The organism is Candidatus Planktophila sp. (assembly GCA_030681675.1).
Taxonomy (GTDB): domain Bacteria; phylum Actinomycetota; class Actinomycetes; order Nanopelagicales; family Nanopelagicaceae; genus Planktophila.
This window is the reverse complement of record JAUXRP010000010.1, coordinates 13,991-31,865: the sequence shown is the minus strand read 5'-3', so window position 1 is coordinate 31,865 and position 17,875 is coordinate 13,991. Positions and strand designations below refer to the sequence as shown.

Genomic DNA, 17,875 nt, shown 5'->3' with positions numbered 1-17,875 from the left:
TACATTGAATTATTGGCAATGTGAACGGCTTCTTCTTCGGTGTCGAAAGCGATTACTGAGAGAACGGGACCAAATATTTCCTCCTGCGCTAATGCATCATCGGGGGAAATCTCGCTAAAGACAACAGGAGATAACCAAAATCCATCCGTCTCAAAAGTGGAACTTTTCAGTGCCTCTTGCAGATTTCTTGACCGTGCCGATTCAATATGCGAATTTATTGTGCTCAACTGTTTAGCGCTTGCAATAGGTCCCATTTGAGTCAAAGGATCAAAAGGATCTCCCACTTTGATTTCTTGCAGAATCTCTATGACTCGATTGGTAATTGAGTGCTGGATGGATCTTTGGAGTAGTAGACGAGTTGGGGCAGTACACATTTGTCCAGAGTTAAATCGAATTCCCCATGCTGCCGCTTGTGCCGCAGCCTCTAAATTAGGAGCATCCGCGAAAACAATGTTTGCAGACTTTCCGCCTAACTCGAGCCACACATGCTTTAAGTTAGAGTCGGCTGAATAGTGTAAAAATTGTCGGCCTGTTGCGGTCGAACCAGTAAAAGCAAGTGCATCAACATCATTGTGAACTCCAAGTGCCTTACCAGCTTCGGTTCCAAGGCCAGTAACGACATTTATTACTCCAGCAGGAATCCCGGATTCAAGTGCCAATTCGGCAAGTCGAAGAACCGATAAAGAAGAGATTTCCGAAGGTTTTATTACTAACGTACAACCAACTGCCAATGCTGGCGCAATCTTCCATCCCGTTAACGTCAATGGAAAATTCCACGGAGTAACTACTCCAACTACGCCAACGGGTTCCCGTGTGATAAGAGCTAAGGCGTTTTCACCAACATGCGGAACCTCATCATAAATTTTGTCTGCCAACTCTGCAAACCACCGAATCGTGCGTATCAGAGCGTTTAATTCAATACCCCATGAGTCACTTATTGGTTTGCCCATTTCAAGAGTGACCAACGCTGCAAGTTCATCTCGGTGGCTTTCAATCGTGTCCGCAAATTTCAACATGTGCTCTTTGCGTTCGCGCGGAGCCAACCTTGGCCAGGGTCCATTATCAAAAGCTTCGCGTGCTACAGCAACCGCCAGATCTATTTCAATCTCGGTGCCCTGAGCAATATTTGTCACTATCTTGCCAGTGGCGGGATTTACAACTGCCATTTGTTGAGAGCTAGTAATTCTCTCGACACCGACAATATGCGTTGTCGGAAATTTCAATGTGGCGACAAAACTATGCCACATTTCAGCAGAATCAAACAATTCGCTGCCTCCTTAATCTATTAAAAGGATCGTTGCAATCCCGAGAGAGGAACCGATGTTACTTGGCGCTACGAGAAATCTTGAGTAAGAGATTCATGCTTGCTCTTTGAGATTGTTGCCACCAAATATCCGAAAGCCATCGCAATAAACGGAACAAGAATCAAAAACCATCCTAAACTAGAAAGTTTCCACACACTTTCAGGAAGTGATGGATCAATACCTGAGGGAACGGTACCCGCTAGAAGATTAAATCTGGCCATCAATAGATACAACCCGCCTCCGAGAAGTACTACCGATGCGATTGGTGCAATCTTAGTTTTCCAGATATTTTGATTGTTCATAGTAGAGAAGTATTTAACAACTGCGAGCGAGACTAGAATCTCAACAGCACCAATTGAAATAACAGCGATACCGCTCATCCAACTAAATAGTTTTGTAAAGGGATCGAGGTTTCCCGCTGCGAAAATAACAATAACTGCCGCCGCAATTATCGATGTCATAAATGATGCGTTCTGAGGCGCTCCCCAGTTATTAGTTTTTGCAAAATTTTTCGGCATGACACCGGCTCGCCCCATGGCAAAGAAGTAGCGGCTGGCGGCATTTTGAAAAGCAAGCAAGCCAGCAAAGAGCGAGGTAACAACCAGGATTTTCATTAAATCAACGATTCCTGATCCAACAAATTGACCCGAAAGGCTAAAAAGAACATTAGCTGGATCAGCAAGCGGTGCACCATCTATCGAACTTCTGCTAACAATCTCATCCATCAACTTCGAATGACCCATTCCGACTACCATTGCAAATGAGACAACCGCAAATATCGCCGAAATTGCGATGATTGAGTAATACGTTGCGCGAGGAACATCACGCTTAGGATTTCGAGATTCTTCACCATAAATCGCCGTGGCTTCGAAACCAATAAATGAAGCGAAGGCAAAAGCTAGAGCAATGCCAGCTGGTCCTGAAAAACCACCGGCAAATACTGTCGAAGGATTAAATGAGCCCCAAATATTTATCGATTCAGGACCTCCTTTAATAAAAATTGCAAGTGCTGTAACTAGAAGTGAGAGTATTTCAAAAATAAGTAGAGCTCCTAGGATTTTTGCTCCAACATCAACACTTAGAACTGATAAAATAGTTGCAATCACAAGTCCGATGAGAGACCAGACATACCAATTCAGATTAACGCCATACTCGGCCATTGTTAGATTCATGACAAGACCGAAGAAACCATAGATTGCAAGCTGGATGGTCAAGTAACCGACGAGTGAGGCATAAGCGGCCGATACGCCAGCTCTGAGACCCAAACCTTTTCCTACAAATGCGAAAAATGCTCCGGCGTTTGTTACGTGATGGCTCATTGATGCATATCCAATTGAGAAAATCAACAGTGTTATTCCTGCTGCGAGATAAGCTCCAGGTGTTGCGGCGCCATTGCCTAATAACATTGCAACAGGAACTGCACCAGTCATTCCAACTAAAGGCGCAGAAGCGGCCACTACAAAGAAAACAATTCCAAAAACACCAAGGCGTCCTTTACGAAGCATCGAACTTTGTTCAGGCATGTACTCTCCTTTTAACGATTCATTAATTGTTCACATCTAAAGCAATTTCCGATAGAGTGACGCGTCTTACTTCTATTGTCAAGCATTTTCGGGTGCTTTTCTGAAGAGTTACAAGTTAATAAAAGTTCGCAAGACCTAAAGAAAGGAGTGCGCCGCAGAATGTCAAGCTTGAAGGGTTTTTTAGCGCCTCAAACTCCTATAGGCAAGAGTGCAATCGTGCCTGATATGCCTTGGTTTTATTCTGGAAACTTAATCACTGTCGAATACCGAACCAATCCAAAGAATATTAAAACCTTGCTTCCGACAGGGGTTGACTTAGTCGATGAAGATCCCGGAGCAGTTGCTTTTATTTGGGCCGATTGGCAAAGCTGTTCAGAGTCAAAAGAAGAACTTCTTGATCCCGTTCGCTCTCAATATCTTGAAGCATTCGTTGTTGTACGTTGCAAATATGAAGGAGTTACCTATAGTCGCTGCGTAGCAATCTGGGTGACTAAGGATTTTGCAATTGCACGCGGGTGGTTCCAAGGATATCCAAAAAAACTCGGGTCGATAGCGGTAACTCGAATTTTTACTCGCGGGAAAGCTACAGCAAAACTAGAGCCTGGTTCACAACTCGGCGCAAGCGTTGCCGCCTATGATTACAGACTTGCGACGGCGCGAGTTACTTTAATTGGGCCCTCTAAAACTAATGGTTTTGTAAATGGCCATCCAATGTTGCATAACCGGTGGGTGCCATCGATAACCCCAGGGTTAGGCAACTCCCTTGATCAACTTATTACGATGGGTGGTGTCGATTTAGATTTAGGAGAACCTTGGTACGGTTCGGCCGAACTCGAACTCTTAGACTCCCCATGGGACGAGTTATCCTCGATTCTTCCGGTAGAAGAAATTATTGGTGGCTATTACCGTGAAATAGGAGTCACTTTCAACGGCGGGAAATTACTTTTGGATAAATCTAACTCTAAAGTTTAAAATCACTAGAAACGTAGTAGATATTCATCTAGCTCCCATTGGGTGACGTCCCGTGTCTCAGGATCAGCGACGCTCTTCTCATATCGCTCAATTTCATCGCGCTTTAAAGCCAAAAATATCCCAATCAGTTCGCTAGAAAGATAAGTCTTAATGTTCTCGTTGGCACTTAATGCATCAAGGGCCTCTTTAAATGACATCGGCAGAACTGGTGCCGACTCATTTTCATACGCCATTCCTACTGCCGGTTCAGGGCAAGAAAGTTTACGATTAATCCCATCAAGTCCCGCCGCCAGAATTACTGCAATGATCAAGTATGGATTTGCCGCGCCATCTCCCACGCGTACTTCTAGGCGAGTTCCGGCTTCGCGCTCTGGTGGAATACGGACCATGCAACTGCGATTATCAAACCCCCAGTTTGCCCGGTAAGGCGCCAAGGTATCTGGTCCAAGCCGCTTGAAGGAATTAACAGTCGGATTAGATAAAGCAGTAATGGCTGCAGCATTTTCTAATATGCCCGCAATCATATGTTGGGCAACGCTTGAAAGTCCTCGGTTGCCATCATGCATGACATTTTTGCCATGAATATTTTCAACAGAGAAGTGTAAATGAAATCCGCTACCACCCTCATCTGACCAAGGCTTTCCAATAAATGTTGCAATTTTATTTTCCTTAAGCACCATATCCTTTATTGCAGTTTTGAAAATAAAAGTGCGATCGGCAGCATCAAGTGCCTCGGAATGCCAAAGGTTTATTTCATATTGACTTGGGCTGAATTCATGATTGGCTGCGACGACGCCAATATTCATTTCATCTAGACGTCGAAGAATCCGCAGGAAGGTGCCATCAGGGTCAACCATAGGTCCTGTTGTATAAACCAGACCAATATTTTCATGCGCACGGGAATACTTTCCATCAACGCACTTTGCAATATAAAATTCGAGTTCAGGTCCAACAACTGGGACGAGTCCAATCTTTGCGTATTGTGCAATAATTTTTTTCAAGATAGTTCTTGGAGCAAAAAGATTTTCCGACAAATCCGGATTATATGCATCGACAATTACACAAGCCATGCCCGGCTCGTACGAAAGATTTTTGATTGTTTTCGGATTTAACATAGTTATGAAATCTTGTAAACCATCAGAAACAATGCTTTCGGCATCCAGTACGTCACCCCTATTAGTAGTAACCCAGACTCCTTGGCAAAAGGCAGGACCATGCTTAACGCCTCTTTCCAATTCTGATGTCAAGACATATTTTGATCGAGTTGTACCAAGTACATCTGCGAACATAATTCGAAGGATATCTAAACCTTCTTTTTCAAGTCTCTCTCGAATCTCATGTATTGCATTTGACATTGATACTCCCTGTTAAAATAAGCTTCTACTCATTTAGTTCTTAACGGTATCCTAAGACCGCACTGAGGAAGCAGTAGTAATGCTAATTCCTAAGGCATTTATTTGGCTAGTGTAGGTGCACTTTTACCGGCATCCGCTTGACTCCATGCACAAAATTCGATCGTAAAAAATCAATCGGTCCAGTAATCTCCATACTATCAATTCGAGTCACTAAGTCTTCAAACATAATACGTAGTTCAATTCGAGCTAAGGCGTTGCCGAGACACATATGCGGGCCTCCGCGACCAAATGTCATATGCTCATTTGGATTCCTTGCCACATCAAAAATATTTGCATTCTCGAAAATTTCTGGATCACGATTTCCAGAAGCAAACCAGGTAACTACTTTATCGCCAGCCCGAATAACCTTGCCGTGCATTTGGACATCTTTGGTGGCCGTACGACGGAAATGATAGACAGGGCTGGCGTATCGGAGGAACTCTTCAACTGCCCAAGGTATTAATTCAGGATTTTCCTGCAACCTTTGTAATTGTGCAGGGTGCCTGATCAAATTCATCATGGTATGTGAAATAGTGTGGCGTGTTGTCTCATTCCCCGCCACTACCAGTAATAGAAAGTTAGTATGAAAATCTCTTTCGGAGAGAGGAATTCCATCTCGCATCTCTCCATTAATTAGTACAGAGACTAAATCAGTTCCATCCTTGCCACGACGATCTTTGGCGAGTGCATCTCCATAAGAAAAAACCTCAAGTGCGGCGGGCGAGCGGAACGGAACGAGACGATATTTTTCACTTTCGGGATCACTGATCAATATATCTGCATGCTCAGGGTCATCAAAGCCAATCATTCGATTCCCCCATTCGATAAGTTGTTGAGTGTCTTTCTCTGGAACGTCAAGCAAGCGAGCTAGAACATTAATTGGAAAATCGGCCGCAATTTCTTTAACGAAATCAAATTCACCGAGAGCAAAGGCTTTGTCTAAAGTTGTGGCTGTCAATCCGCGTAAGAAAGTTTCATAATGTGCAACAGCGCCAGGAGTAAATTGGCCCTGTAATAACTGCCGCAAAGCTCGATGCCGTGTTCCATCGGTCTCTAAAAGAGAACGCCTAGCTTCTTCTTGCTCACTGTCTACTTCCTCTAAGTTGGTGAAACGTTCACTTGTAAAAGTAATTGGATCGCGAAGAACTGAAACGATGTCGTGATACTTAGTTAATGACCAAAATCCACGGTTGGGAGCCGCTTCTTCACTCCAGTGAATTGGTTCATGAGTGCGCAAGTCCTCGAAAATTTGCCAAGGAGCACCTGAATCAAATAAATCCAAATCTGACAAATTGACAGATTGACTTTTCATAGTGCACCCAATCGTTAAGTCGCGAATAAAATTTAGTATAGCCAGTGAGAAGGTAAAGTTGTTAGAATCTATCTGAGTTTATTTCTTGAGTTGTTTAGTCCAGTGGGGAGAAGTATGGACACTGTTGAGATTGCAGGAGTAATGATTGACACTCGCCACTTCATTGACGGACAACGTGTTGCATCAGTTGAAACTTTTGAAAATACTTCACCTATTGATGGAAGTTTTTTAGGCAATTTTTCGCGCGCAGGAGCTTCGGAAGTTGATGCTGCTGTCGTTGCCGCCAAAACCGCTTTTCCAGAGTGGAGAGAGCTTGGACCAAGGGGCCGCGGTGACAAGCTAGAAAGACTTGCAACCCTGATTGAGGAAAATATTGAAGTACTTTCTCAGATCGAGACTCTAGATAATGGATCACTACTTCGAGCCAACCGACGGGGAGTAATGCCTAGGGCGGCAGCAAATATTAGATTCTTTGCCGACTGGGCTATAAATGAATTAAAGTACGATGCTTTTGAAACAAGGGGACACGTAAATCATATTTCTTGGGATCCTTCTGGAGTAGCCGCACTAATAACTCCATGGAATGCACCACTTATGCTCGCTACTTGGAAAATTGGTCCCGCTTTAGCCGCTGGAGATACCGTAGTTTTAAAACCCGCAGAGTGGACTCCACTTACTGCTAGTTTTTTTGCGGATTTAACTTTGAGAGCTGGGATACCGGCGGGAGTATTTAATGTCGTGTTTGGAATAGGAGCCGAGGCCGGAGCTGCATTGACACAGCATCCAGGATTATCACGTATCTCATTTACTGGTTCAGTACCAACTGCAAAAAAAATTGCTAGAGCTGCTGCAGAAAACTTAACGCCGGTAAATTTTGAACTCGGTGGAAAGAGCCCATTTATTGTCTTAGGAGATGCTGACTTAGAGTTAGCAACTGATTTAGCCGTTGAGCAGTATGACAATGCGGGGCAAGTATGTCTGTCGGGAACACGCATACTGGTACATGAGAGTATTTCTAACGAGTTCAGCCGCATTTTTAACGAAAAAACAAAAAAACTTGTTCAAGGCGATCCACGGGATGAAGCGACAAATATTGGGCCGCAGATTCATCAAGAGCATTTTAATAGAATTGCAGGATTTGTAACCCGTGCTAGAGAAGAGGGTGCAAATATTGTCTTTGGAGGAACTCCGCATTCGGAGTTAGGTGGATTATATTTCAGACCAACGTTTGTCATGCAGCCAAAAAACGGCAGCGAAATTCTCACCCAGGAAATTTTTGGGCCGGTACTGTGTATGCAAACATTTTCCGATGATGAAGAGGCGCTCACAATGGCTAATGGAACTGAATTCGGACTTGCAGCGGTCGTAGTGTCGGGCAGTCGCGAACATGCAGAACAGATCACTAAGAACTTGGTCGCAGGCACTATCTGGGTGAATTGTTTTTTTGTTCGGGATTTAAAGGCTCCCTTTGGAGGTTCGAAAAAATCGGGAATTGGTCGCGACGGTGGATCGTGGTCATTTGATTTTTACGCCGACGTTAAGAATACTGTTATTGCGCCTAATGGATGGAAGGACTGAAAAATGGGTCGTATAGTCGGGGCAGCTCTTCTTGCACATGTTCCAACGATCATGTTGCCAGAGTCGGTTCGCAAAGATTTAAATGACGGAAAAGAAATCAGCCTTGTCCCAGGATTAAAACGCCTTCGCAGAGAAATCTTTGAAACTTTAGATTACGACACAGTGGTCGTCTTAGACAGTCACTGGGCTACGACCGTCGAATTTGTTGTGACTGCCGCAGCTGAACGTTCTGGACTATATACCTCCGAAGAGTTGCCACGAGGAATGTCGCAGATCCCTTATGCGATAAAAGGCGATCCTGAATTAGCCCATGCAATTGCGCAATACGACAAAAAAAATGGAACATGGATAACTCCGATTTCGGATCCGCACTTACCTATTTTTTATGCAACGCTCAATCTCTGGCATTACTTGGGAAGGGGGCTAGATGAAAAACGTTGGATTAGCATGTCAGTGTGCCAAACAGGCACTCCAGAGGATTTTATTCGCGCTGGTAGGGCGATAGGAGAGGCGATTCGAGATATCGACCGTAAAGTTTTAGTAGTCGCATCGGGAGCGTTATCGCACACTTTCCACAAGCTTCGTGATTTAAGAAAGCATGAAGCAAGCGACCCGATTCACATTTATAGTAAAGAGGCCTACCTATACGACCTTCAGGTCTTGGAGTGGATGAAAGCCGGAAATCATAAAGCGATTCTTGATGATTTCGAAACCTTCAGAAAATACCGACCAGAAGCTGGATTCTTTCATTACCTTGCCATGGCTGGTGCCTTGGGTGAAAGCGCTAATACTGCCATGGGCATTTTATATAGTGAGTATGAAAATTCTATAGGGACTGGTCAAGTGCATGTGTATTTTCCAGAACCAGAAGATGGATTTCCTCAACCTAAAGACTTGGAGCTAAGTCGTGAGTGAAATTAGAAGAATTCTTCTAGATGATAAAGTAGAAGTGGTTGAGCGTTTTGGAGATTTATTGAAAACTGAAGATGGGCGAAAAGTCTTGATTGAAAATGCAGTACATCTTCCTCCTTGTGAGCCTACAAAAATTATTGCTATACACCTAAATTACGATAGTCGCACGAAAGAATTCTTAACTAAACTTCCGCTGGCCCCGACATATTTTCATAAACCAATAACGGCACTCAATTCTCACAATGGCGATGTTGTTCGCCCTAAACGATGCAAATGGCTCAATTATGAAGGTGAGATTGTCATCGTAATTGGCAAAACGTGTAAGGACATATCAATTGCTGATGCTCATAAGTACATTGCTGGCTACAGTATTGGAAATGATTTTGGCTTACATGATTTCCGCGATACTGATGCCGGCTCCATGCTTCGGGTAAAGGGCGCTGATTCTCTTGCACCCGTTGGTCCGGGATTAGTTACTGATTGGGATTTCCATAACAAGTTTATTAGAACCTATGTCAATGGCGTTCTAAAACAAGAGGACAATACTAAAAACATGGAGTGGGACATGCATTACCTAGTGGCAGATATTGCGAGAACTATTACTTTATCGCCAGGAGATATTATTTTTTCTGGAACACCAGCTAATTCGCGGCCCGTCAATATCGGAGATGTCGTGGAGGTCGAAGTCGAAGGTTTAGGCAGATTGACTAACCGAATAGTCGAGGGTCATTCGATTCGAGAAGAAGTTGGGGCGCAACCTACCGAGAGCGAAGAGGTTGTTTCGACGGCATTAGGCGGGGATTGGGAGTTTCGTGGAATCAGAACTCCTTCTAAAGATCTATATCCATCGACGGTAAAGGAAAGAAATGATCACAATTAAGGTAGACATGGACAAGTGTCAGCATTACGGCCAATGTGTCTACGAAGCACCAAATATTTTCAAATTAAACGAGAATGACAAGCTTGAATATCTTGCTTCTGCAGATGAAACTGAACGCGAAAACGTGAAGTCTGCTTCCGATATTTGTCCGATGCAAGCGATTCAAGTATTTGACTAGTGAAACTTAATATCGACTCATCTCCTAGGACGCTCATCGTCGGAGCGGGAATGGGAGGTTTGCGAACTGCAGAGTCGCTTCGAAGATATAAATATCCGGGTCACATTCATATTCTCGGAGATGAGTGGCATATGCCATACAATCGGCCGCCACTTTCAAAGAGTTTATTGGCTCAAGATCAAGAGCTTTCCCAAGTGAGTTTTCCAATTAAAAGCGGTGATCTAAATACTGAATTTACTTTAGGAGATGGCGTCCGGCAGCTGTCATTGGAGCAACAAAGCGTAACTCTACAATCTGGTAAAAAAATTCAGTATGACTTTCTTGTAGCAGCAACTGGATTGCGATCAAAAAAACTTGTTTTCCCGAATAATTTGCAGGCCGGAAGGTTTGCACTCCGTACTTTTGATGACGCCAAGGCGATTCGCCAAGCGGTTAGATCAGGCAAGGATGTCGTTATTCTCGGATCTGGATTTATTGGGCTCGAAGTTGCTGCAACCCTTAAGGGATTAGGGTGTCGGGTAAAAATAGTTGCCATGGAGGATATTCCATTAGGGCTGATCTTAGGTGAACCCTTCGGAGAGGAAATTCGCCGAAGACATGAAGCTAAAGGTATTGAGTTTTATCTCAATAATAGAGTTACAGATTTGGTCGGTAATACCGCAATTACTCACGTGAAACTTGTTGATGGTCAATCATTAGCCTGCGATATATTTATTGAAGCCATCGGTTCCGCTGCGAATGTTGAATGGCTGGAGGGAAATGAATTGGATCTTTCTGACGGGTTATTGACGGACTCGTCGCTCCACGCGGTAAAAAGTAATGGAACATCAGTTTCAAACTTATTCGGAGTTGGTGATATTGCACGGTTTCCCAATTTACGGTTTGAGTTACCGCCGCGTCGCATTGAGCACTGGAACATACCTCTGGAAAGTAGCAGACGAACCGCTCGAGAGATAGTAAGACAAGTTGTCCCAGGCTCGATTGAAGGATTTGAAAGCGAGGATGGATTTAATCCTCTACCAACATTTTGGAGCGATCAATTTGAATTTAGCATATTGTCATTTGGAGAACCACGCCTGGCTGATGAAATTCGGCTTCTGGAGGGTAACCTTGGTGAAGAGTTCATTTTCACTTATCTGCGAGAGGGCTCATTAGTGGGGGTTGCCGGAATAGGTATGAAAAGCAAAATCAACGAAATGCGAAAAGATATTATTAAATGATGAGAAGGGTATGAAGTGAGTTCATTTTTTGATTTAGACATCTCATTTGATGATGAGGGTGAACCCGTTGATTTATCAAAAATTCCAGCCAAAAAGCTTCTTGCGGCGATAGAGGATCTGCCTACACCTCTAAAAGATGTAGCGATGGGAATATTGTATGAAAAGCGCACTTTTTCAGATGTTTCTCAAAAATTAGGGATACGTCAATCGGAGTTAGTTACACGTTTGCACCGAGCTCATCTCTCTATTGCTATGCATTTGCTGAGAACCTAATGGATGAATTACGAATCGGATCAAACCGTAGAGAGGTTCTTGAGTTTCTTTCGCAAAAAGTAGTTGCAGTTTGGGAGGGATTTGATCAGGCGAGAGAAAGTGAACCTGAGATTACTCTGGAGATAAAGAAACTATTATCTGAAGAGTTACCACGATTTGGAACAGAGGCGACTGATTCAATTAGTCAGAGCATAGATATTTTAGATAAGTCCATTGCACAATCGAGACCAAGATTTCTTGCATACATCGGCTCTAGCGGTTTAGAGGTAGGAGCGATTGCGGACTTTCTTGCATCTTCGTATGACATAAATCAAGCAGTGGACACCAGAGCTTCGACTTTATTAGAGGAGCAATGTATAAAATGGGTGGCCCAATTCATTGGTTACCCATATCCATTTGGGTTTTTCACTTCCGGCGGGATGGTGAGCAACTTAACGGCTCTTGCTGCTGCCCGCAGATCAGCTTTACCTAACTCTCGAAAAGTGGGAATGAATACGCAGACGGCTATCTATTCTTCGAAAGAGTCGCACTATTCAATTATGAGAGCCGCTGAAATTCTCGGCTTTGGTTCAGATGCATTGCGGCTCATTGATGTCGATAACCATCACAGGATGAGAAGTAGTGAGCTTGAGATTGCAATTGAATGTGATCTTGCAAGAGGAATTGCTCCAGTAGCAATTATTGCCACCGCAGGTACAACTCTCACTGGCGCAATTGACCCCATAGAAGAGATAGTCAACATTGCTAAGCGTTTTGGCATTTGGCTTCATATAGATGGTGCCTATGGAATTCCAGCGGCAGGAACGAAAATGGCACCGCTATTTACCGGAATGCACAATGCCGACTCGATTACTATCGATGCACACAAATGGCTTTTCGTTCCAAAGTCTTGCTCATTATTGCTTGTTCGAGATCTAACTTCACTTTCTGATACTTTTTCACATGAAGAGGCTTATATGCCCCATGATGAGACGAAACCTAACCCCGTTGATTTTACTCTTGAATATTCGAGACCTCTGAGGGCTCTGAAGTTATGGCTTGCCTTCAAGACCCATGGCGCCGATGCCTTTAGAAACGCTATCGAATTTAATATTGAACTCGCACAGATGACTTACAGGATTGCTCTGGAGCATCCAGAGTTTAATGTTTTGCCATATGCTCCCGAACTTTCGATTGTGCCATTGCAATATGCACCCTCAGGGCGCTCGGATATCAGTTGGCTAAACGCAACTTTATGTAAGAAGTTAATTGCCGATGGACGCTTTTATATTTCCCCTGCCCAAATAGATGGACAAACGTGGTTACGCCCCTGTTTCACAAATTTTAGGACTACGAAAGATGATGTTCATGCCTTGTTTAAAGTAATAGTTGAGCTAGGTCGCGAATTTAGATAAACCCGCCAGTAGTTTACTTTAAGAGTCACGCCGTGAGAATAATTTTCTTTTGTAATTAGGAAATTAGAGTGTTGGCAAAGATCTGCCAAGCAAGGGCAGATTTAGCAATCAACGAAAGCGTGATGTATGTGCGTTCTCCACGGATGTATTCACTCCACTTTCCAACTTTCTTGTACTGCAACCATTGCACAAGAGCAAAGGAGTTAAAGAATACAAAGATTGTAAAGACGATTCCGTAGACAAATGTCGGTGCAGATGTTTCTCCCACGCCACCGATAGATAGGACGTAAAATAACAGGACAACCCACGGCACAATACCGGCGATACAGCCGAAAATAAATGGAAGCCATCCGCCATTGCCTGGGGTCTCATACTTTTCTTGTAGCCAACCGAATAAAATCATCGAAGCATTAACGCCAAAGATCGAGATAATTGCTGAAATCTCGGCAACACCAGTGACTTGTGCAATGAGAACAATCATTACCGATGAGCTAATTGAGTATTCGACCCAACGGAAATAGTTCCTCTGCGCTGTAATGCCTGCGTTATATCGGTCAACGAAGTGTGGGCTTGCAACTATAAAGTGGGCCAGCGCTGATAGCCCTAAGAAAATCGCCACAGTTAAACCTACGGGGGTATTAAATAAAACCACGGGAGCTGCAAAAGTAGATCCAGGTGGACCTGACATATAGGTTGCAGTAATCGGCAATGTGAAGTCATTGCTCAGAGCCAGAACTGCGATCATCTGTCCAAGGTGCAGGATTCCCGCTAATACGTTCGTCCTTCGAAGACTTTGCGCCGTAATTGATTTTTTCACAGAGAGAGCGTATCTGCCCTGCCTTTAAAAGGGAGGATGAACTGAATTGAACCTAGAATTGCGCAATGAATGGTTCACTCGCATTAGTAGGATCAGGCGAATACTTGCCAGCGATGGCCGCCTTTGAAAAATCATTAATCGATGATGCGCTCATTCATGAAAAGGAGCCCACATATATTCAGATACCAACTGCCGCGGGACGAGAAAGCGCTGACAGACTCGAATACTGGAAAGAGCTTGGTCAAACTCAAGCTCAACGTATCGGCGTGAAACCGATTCACCTACCTATTTACACCCGCGATGATGCATTTAAACAAGAGCACATCGATGCGATTCAAAACAGCGCCCTCATGTATATGTCGGGAGGAGACCCACACCATCTTGCTGCAATTCTGATAGATACACCTGTATGGTCTGCAATAGTAAGTAACTGGCAAAGTGGTGCTTCCCTTGCTGGATGTAGCGCAGGGGCGATGGTTCTTAGCTCTCATATTCCAAACTTCAGATTACTAAAGAGCACACCCACTGCCGGCTTAAATCTGCTCCCGGAAATCCGTGTTATTCCGCATTTCAATAAGTTCTTTAAGTGGATACCAGAGAGCGCGGCTAAGGTTTTACTTCACGTGCCAAGCGATGCAATCCTTATAGGAGTCGATGAGATGACGGCTATCGTCAAGCGCTCTGGGACCGAACATTGGGTCGTAGTCGGAGATGCGAAAGTGCATGTACTCAAAGGTCTGCCTGATCAAGAGTTAATTGATGGAGAGCGAATTCTCTTAGCCAGAGCCAGTGATTAAAAGTAAACTAAATTAATACTCGTATTGCTGAAGCTGACAACCATTGCACTCATCAGTTACTCAGACATTTATGATTTTAATGTACGCTCGCACAATGGAACTTATAACATGTCTTTGGTTTAACGGTCGCGCTCGCGAAGCTGCAAATTTCTATACAAGTATTTTCCCTGATAGTTCTGTTACAAGTAATTGGATCGCACCTACTGACACACCTGGCAATCTACAAGGCGAAGAAGTAGTAGTTAACTTCACAATCTTTGGTCGGCCATTCATTGGATTAAATGGCGGGCCGCAGTTCAGGCACAGCGAGGCGGTCTCTTTTCAAATTCCATGTCGAGATCAAGAAGAGATTGATAAATACTGGGATTTATTAACCGCCGATGGTGGTCAAGAGAGTCAATGCGGTTGGCTCAAAGACAAGTTCGGTGTCTCATGGCAAGTAACTTCTCCTGACATGGGAGAGTACTTGGGTGGACCAGATTCTGCAGGTTCGCAACGGGCAACATTGGCGATGCTGCAAATGCAAAAGATTGACTTAGCGGAATTGAAAAGTGCGTACTTTGGCCTTTAAGTAATACTGGGAAATTAATGTGTTAGCAAAGATCTGCCAAGCCAAAGCAGATTTCGCAGTGAGAGACAAAGTATTGTAGATCCGTTCACTTAACAAATAGTCACTCCATTTGCTAACTTTCTTGTAACCTATGAATTGTCAACTGCTAATCTAAGAGTTATGGCACAAGAGCTCAATACAAGGCGTCTAAGGTTGCGCAACTGGCAGGTGGAGGATTTGCCGCGTTGGATAGCAATGAATTCAGATCCAGTCACTTTAAAATATTTTGTGAGAACTGATACAAAAGAGGAAAGTGAAATATCTTTTGAAAGATTTAAGAACAATCTGGAACTTCATGATTTCGGACTCTGGGCGGTGGAGGAAAAAGAGAGCGAGAATTTCATGGGATTCATTGGGCTTTCGGAAAAATTCATCGAGGGAGTTTCTTTTACCCCTTGCATAGAGATCGGCTGGAGATTGGATAAAGAATTTTGGGGCAGAGGGTATGCGACCGAAGGAGCGCGAGAGGTTCTTAGATTCGGTCAAGAAAACTTGAAAATTGACCAGATATATTCTTATACGGCGAGAATAAATACCCCCTCAATAAATGTAATGAAGAAGATTGGACTTAGAGAACGACCAGAGCTTGATTTTGACCACCCTAAAATTGATGCAGGTGAGCCGATACGAAACCACGTGGTTTTTTCAACCTGAAAATCGCTGTGATTTCGCCATATCTGCTCTCAAAGGTAGAATAACCACGTGCGGCCGATGGATTGGCCTCAGTAACACCTAAATCGTTGGATAGAGGCAAGGCCTTCTAGTGGCTGGCTTCCTAAGGAAAGTAGTTTTCGTGGCCAAGACCCAAGCACACCTCAAAGACCTGCCAATAAAAATGCGCGAGAACCTTCGAAACGTCGCGATCATCGCCCACGTTGACCACGGTAAAACGACTCTCGTCGATGCGATGTTGTGGCAGTCAGGTGCATTTGCCGCTTATAAGAAGCAGGGCGAAGGCCAAGAGCGCATGATGGATTCAATGGATCTAGAGCGCGAAAAGGGAATTACGATTCTTGCTAAAAACACCGCAGTTAAACGTGGTGACACGATTGTTAACATTATCGATACTCCAGGCCACGCCGATTTCGGTGGCGAAGTTGAACGCGGACTTGAAATGGTTGACGGCGTTATCTTGTTAGTAGATGCCTCTGAAGGTCCGCTGCCACAAACTCGCTTTGTTTTGCGAAAGGCGTTGGAAAAGAATCTTCCAGTTATTTTGCTCATTAATAAAGTCGACCGTCACGATTCACGAATCGCCGAAGTTGTTGATGAGACGTACGAACTATTTTTAGATTTAGATGCCAATGAAGAGCAGATTGAATTTCCAGTTGTATATGCATCGGCTAAAGCAGGTCGTGCTTCATTAACGCGTCCTGCCGATGGTGGAATGCCTGAGGAAGAAAACCTCGATGTTTTATTCGACACAATCTTTTCTGCGATTCCAGCTCCTGTCTATCACGAAGGCGCGCCGCTCCAAGCACACGTTACTAACCTTGACTCTTCACCATTCCTTGGTCGCTTAGCTCTATGTCGTGTTCGCGAAGGTGTAATTAAAAAAGGTCAGAACGTTACATGGATTAAGACCGATGGCACCATGGAGCGCGTAAAGATTTCAGAGCTCCTCATTACTGAAGCCCTTGAACGCGTACCAACGCTTGAGGCTCACCCTGGCGACATTATCGCTGTAGCAGGAATTGAAACTATTACTCTCGGCGAAACTTTGGCAGACAATGAAAATCCACATGCGCTTCCGTTAATCATCGTTGATGAGCCATCAATTTCGATGACGATTGGTATAAATACATCTCCACTGGCCGGCAAGAGTGGAAAACTGCTTACTGCTCGCCAAGTTAAGAGCCGCCTCGATGCCGAACTTGTTGGAAACGTTTCATTGCGCGTCTTAACTACGGAGCGCCCAGATACTTGGGAAGTTCAGGGGCGTGGAGAACTTCAGCTTGCAGTCCTTGTTGAAATTATGAAGCGCGAAGGCTTTGAATTAACCGTCGGCAAGCCGCAGGTTGTTATTAAAAAGATTGATGGCAAAGTTCATGAGCCAATGGAACGTTTAACAATTGATGCACCTGAAGAATACCTCGGCGTGCTTACTCAGCTGATGGCGCTTCGTAAGGGCCGCATGGAGCAAATGGTTAATCATGGCACTGGCTGGATTCGCCTTGATTATCGCGTTCCATCACGCGGACTTATTGGCTTCCGCACTGAGTTCTTAACTGAAACTCGCGGAACCGGTTTACTTCACCATGTCTTTGATGGTTACGAAGCGTGGCACGGCGATATTCGCACTCGCGGAACCGGTTCGCTCGTTTCAGATCGGATGGGAGTTGTTACATCGTATGCGTTGTACGGTACACAAGATCGCGGAAGCATCTTCGTTGAACCGGGCGATGAAGTGTACGAAGGCATGGTGATTGGCGAGAACTCACGCAGCGAAGATATGGATGTTAACTGTGTTCGCGAAAAGAAACTTACTAACATGCGAGCATCAGGCACCGATGAATCAGAGCGTTTGATTCCGCCTAAAAAGCTCAACATGGAAGGTGCGTTGGAGTTCTGCCGCGAAGATGAGTGCGTTGAAGTTACGCCGGCCGTTGTTCGAATCCGCAAAGTTGTCCTTGATGGCGACGAGCGTGCCCGCACAACTTCACGCGCCAAGAAGGCCAACCAGAACGTTTAAGCTAGTTTTGTCGGCTCTC

At 44.3% G+C, this 17,875-nt stretch carries 17 protein-coding genes; 12 read left to right on the top strand and 5 right to left on the bottom strand.

Features of this window, described 5'->3' with window-relative positions; all coding sequences use genetic code 11:
• Together Q8K48_02670 and Q8K48_02665 are read right to left on the bottom strand one after the other, a co-directional pair.
• On the bottom strand, positions 1-1,265 hold a 1,265-nt coding region (locus tag Q8K48_02670; GenBank protein ID MDP1851302.1), incomplete at its 3' end, for an aldehyde dehydrogenase family protein.
• Between the two features lie 68 nt (positions 1,266-1,333).
• A complete protein-coding gene (locus Q8K48_02665; protein MDP1851301.1) occupies positions 1,334-2,827 on the bottom strand; it encodes an APC family permease in 1,494 nt (497 codons plus the stop codon).
• A 159-nt stretch (positions 2,828-2,986) separates the two neighbouring features.
• On the opposite strand from Q8K48_02665, the gene Q8K48_02660 reads away from it, so the two are divergent.
• Entirely contained in the window at positions 2,987-3,799 is an 813-nt protein-coding gene (locus tag Q8K48_02660) for an acetoacetate decarboxylase family protein (GenBank protein MDP1851300.1), read from the top strand.
• Between the two features lie 5 nt (positions 3,800-3,804).
• Here the strand turns inward: Q8K48_02660 and Q8K48_02655 are convergent, their stop codons facing one another.
• Complete coding sequence (locus tag Q8K48_02655) at positions 3,805-5,154, bottom strand: glutamine synthetase family protein (protein ID MDP1851299.1); 1,350 nt, start codon at positions 5,152-5,154, stop codon at positions 3,805-3,807.
• Positions 5,155-5,260: 106 nt separating this feature from the next.
• Positions 5,261-6,505: a cytochrome P450 gene (locus Q8K48_02650; GenBank protein MDP1851298.1), complete on the bottom strand. Its 1,245-nt coding sequence runs from the start codon at positions 6,503-6,505 to the stop codon at positions 5,261-5,263.
• A 114-nt stretch (positions 6,506-6,619) separates the two neighbouring features.
• Here Q8K48_02650 and Q8K48_02645 point away from each other — a divergent pair, with 114 nt between their 5' ends.
• Genes Q8K48_02645 through Q8K48_02615 form a run of 7 tightly spaced genes read left to right on the top strand, consistent with a single transcriptional unit; the run spans position 6,620 to position 12,940 of the window.
• Positions 6,620-8,083: an aldehyde dehydrogenase gene (locus tag Q8K48_02645; protein MDP1851297.1), complete on the top strand. Its 1,464-nt coding sequence runs from the start codon at positions 6,620-6,622 to the stop codon at positions 8,081-8,083.
• Positions 8,084-8,086: 3 nt separating this feature from the next.
• Positions 8,087-8,998 (top strand): hypothetical protein, encoded by a 912-nt coding sequence (locus tag Q8K48_02640; protein MDP1851296.1) that lies wholly within the window; start codon positions 8,087-8,089, stop codon positions 8,996-8,998.
• Positions 8,991-9,875 (top strand): fumarylacetoacetate hydrolase family protein, encoded by an 885-nt coding sequence (locus Q8K48_02635; protein ID MDP1851295.1) that lies wholly within the window; start codon positions 8,991-8,993, stop codon positions 9,873-9,875. The genes Q8K48_02640 and Q8K48_02635 overlap by 8 nt, the downstream gene beginning before the upstream one ends.
• Positions 9,862-10,053, top strand: a complete 192-nt coding sequence (locus Q8K48_02630; protein MDP1851294.1) for a ferredoxin — start codon at positions 9,862-9,864, stop codon at positions 10,051-10,053. The genes Q8K48_02635 and Q8K48_02630 overlap by 14 nt, the downstream gene beginning before the upstream one ends.
• Positions 10,053-11,273, top strand: coding sequence for an FAD-dependent oxidoreductase (locus tag Q8K48_02625; GenBank protein ID MDP1851293.1), 1,221 nt, complete (start codon positions 10,053-10,055; stop codon positions 11,271-11,273). Before Q8K48_02630 ends, Q8K48_02625 begins: the two co-directional genes overlap by 1 nt.
• 15 nt (positions 11,274-11,288) lie before the next feature.
• A complete protein-coding gene (locus Q8K48_02620) occupies positions 11,289-11,546 on the top strand; it encodes a hypothetical protein (GenBank protein ID MDP1851292.1) in 258 nt (85 codons plus the stop codon).
• Complete coding sequence (locus Q8K48_02615; protein ID MDP1851291.1) at positions 11,546-12,940, top strand: aminotransferase class V-fold PLP-dependent enzyme; 1,395 nt, start codon at positions 11,546-11,548, stop codon at positions 12,938-12,940. Before Q8K48_02620 ends, Q8K48_02615 begins: the two co-directional genes overlap by 1 nt.
• A 55-nt stretch (positions 12,941-12,995) precedes the next feature.
• On the opposite strand, the gene heR is transcribed toward Q8K48_02615, so the two are convergent.
• A complete protein-coding gene (gene heR / locus Q8K48_02610) occupies positions 12,996-13,757 on the bottom strand; it encodes a heliorhodopsin HeR (GenBank protein MDP1851290.1) in 762 nt (253 codons plus the stop codon).
• A gap of 65 nt (positions 13,758-13,822) precedes the next feature.
• On the opposite strand from heR, the gene Q8K48_02605 reads away from it, so the two are divergent.
• The 4 genes from Q8K48_02605 (at position 13,823) to typA (ending at position 17,856) form a co-directional block, all read left to right on the top strand.
• Positions 13,823-14,554: a Type 1 glutamine amidotransferase-like domain-containing protein gene (locus tag Q8K48_02605; GenBank protein MDP1851289.1), complete on the top strand. Its 732-nt coding sequence runs from the start codon at positions 13,823-13,825 to the stop codon at positions 14,552-14,554.
• A 94-nt stretch (positions 14,555-14,648) separates the two neighbouring features.
• Positions 14,649-15,125, top strand: coding sequence for a VOC family protein (locus tag Q8K48_02600; GenBank protein MDP1851288.1), 477 nt, complete (start codon positions 14,649-14,651; stop codon positions 15,123-15,125).
• Between the two features lie 159 nt (positions 15,126-15,284).
• Positions 15,285-15,818 carry a GNAT family N-acetyltransferase gene (locus Q8K48_02595; GenBank protein MDP1851287.1) on the top strand — a complete coding sequence of 178 codons (534 nt, stop codon included), beginning with the start codon at positions 15,285-15,287 and terminating at the stop codon, positions 15,816-15,818.
• A gap of 139 nt (positions 15,819-15,957) precedes the next feature.
• Complete coding sequence (gene typA / locus Q8K48_02590) at positions 15,958-17,856, top strand: translational GTPase TypA (GenBank protein ID MDP1851286.1); 1,899 nt, start codon at positions 15,958-15,960, stop codon at positions 17,854-17,856.
• Positions 17,857-17,875 lie beyond the last annotated feature (19 nt).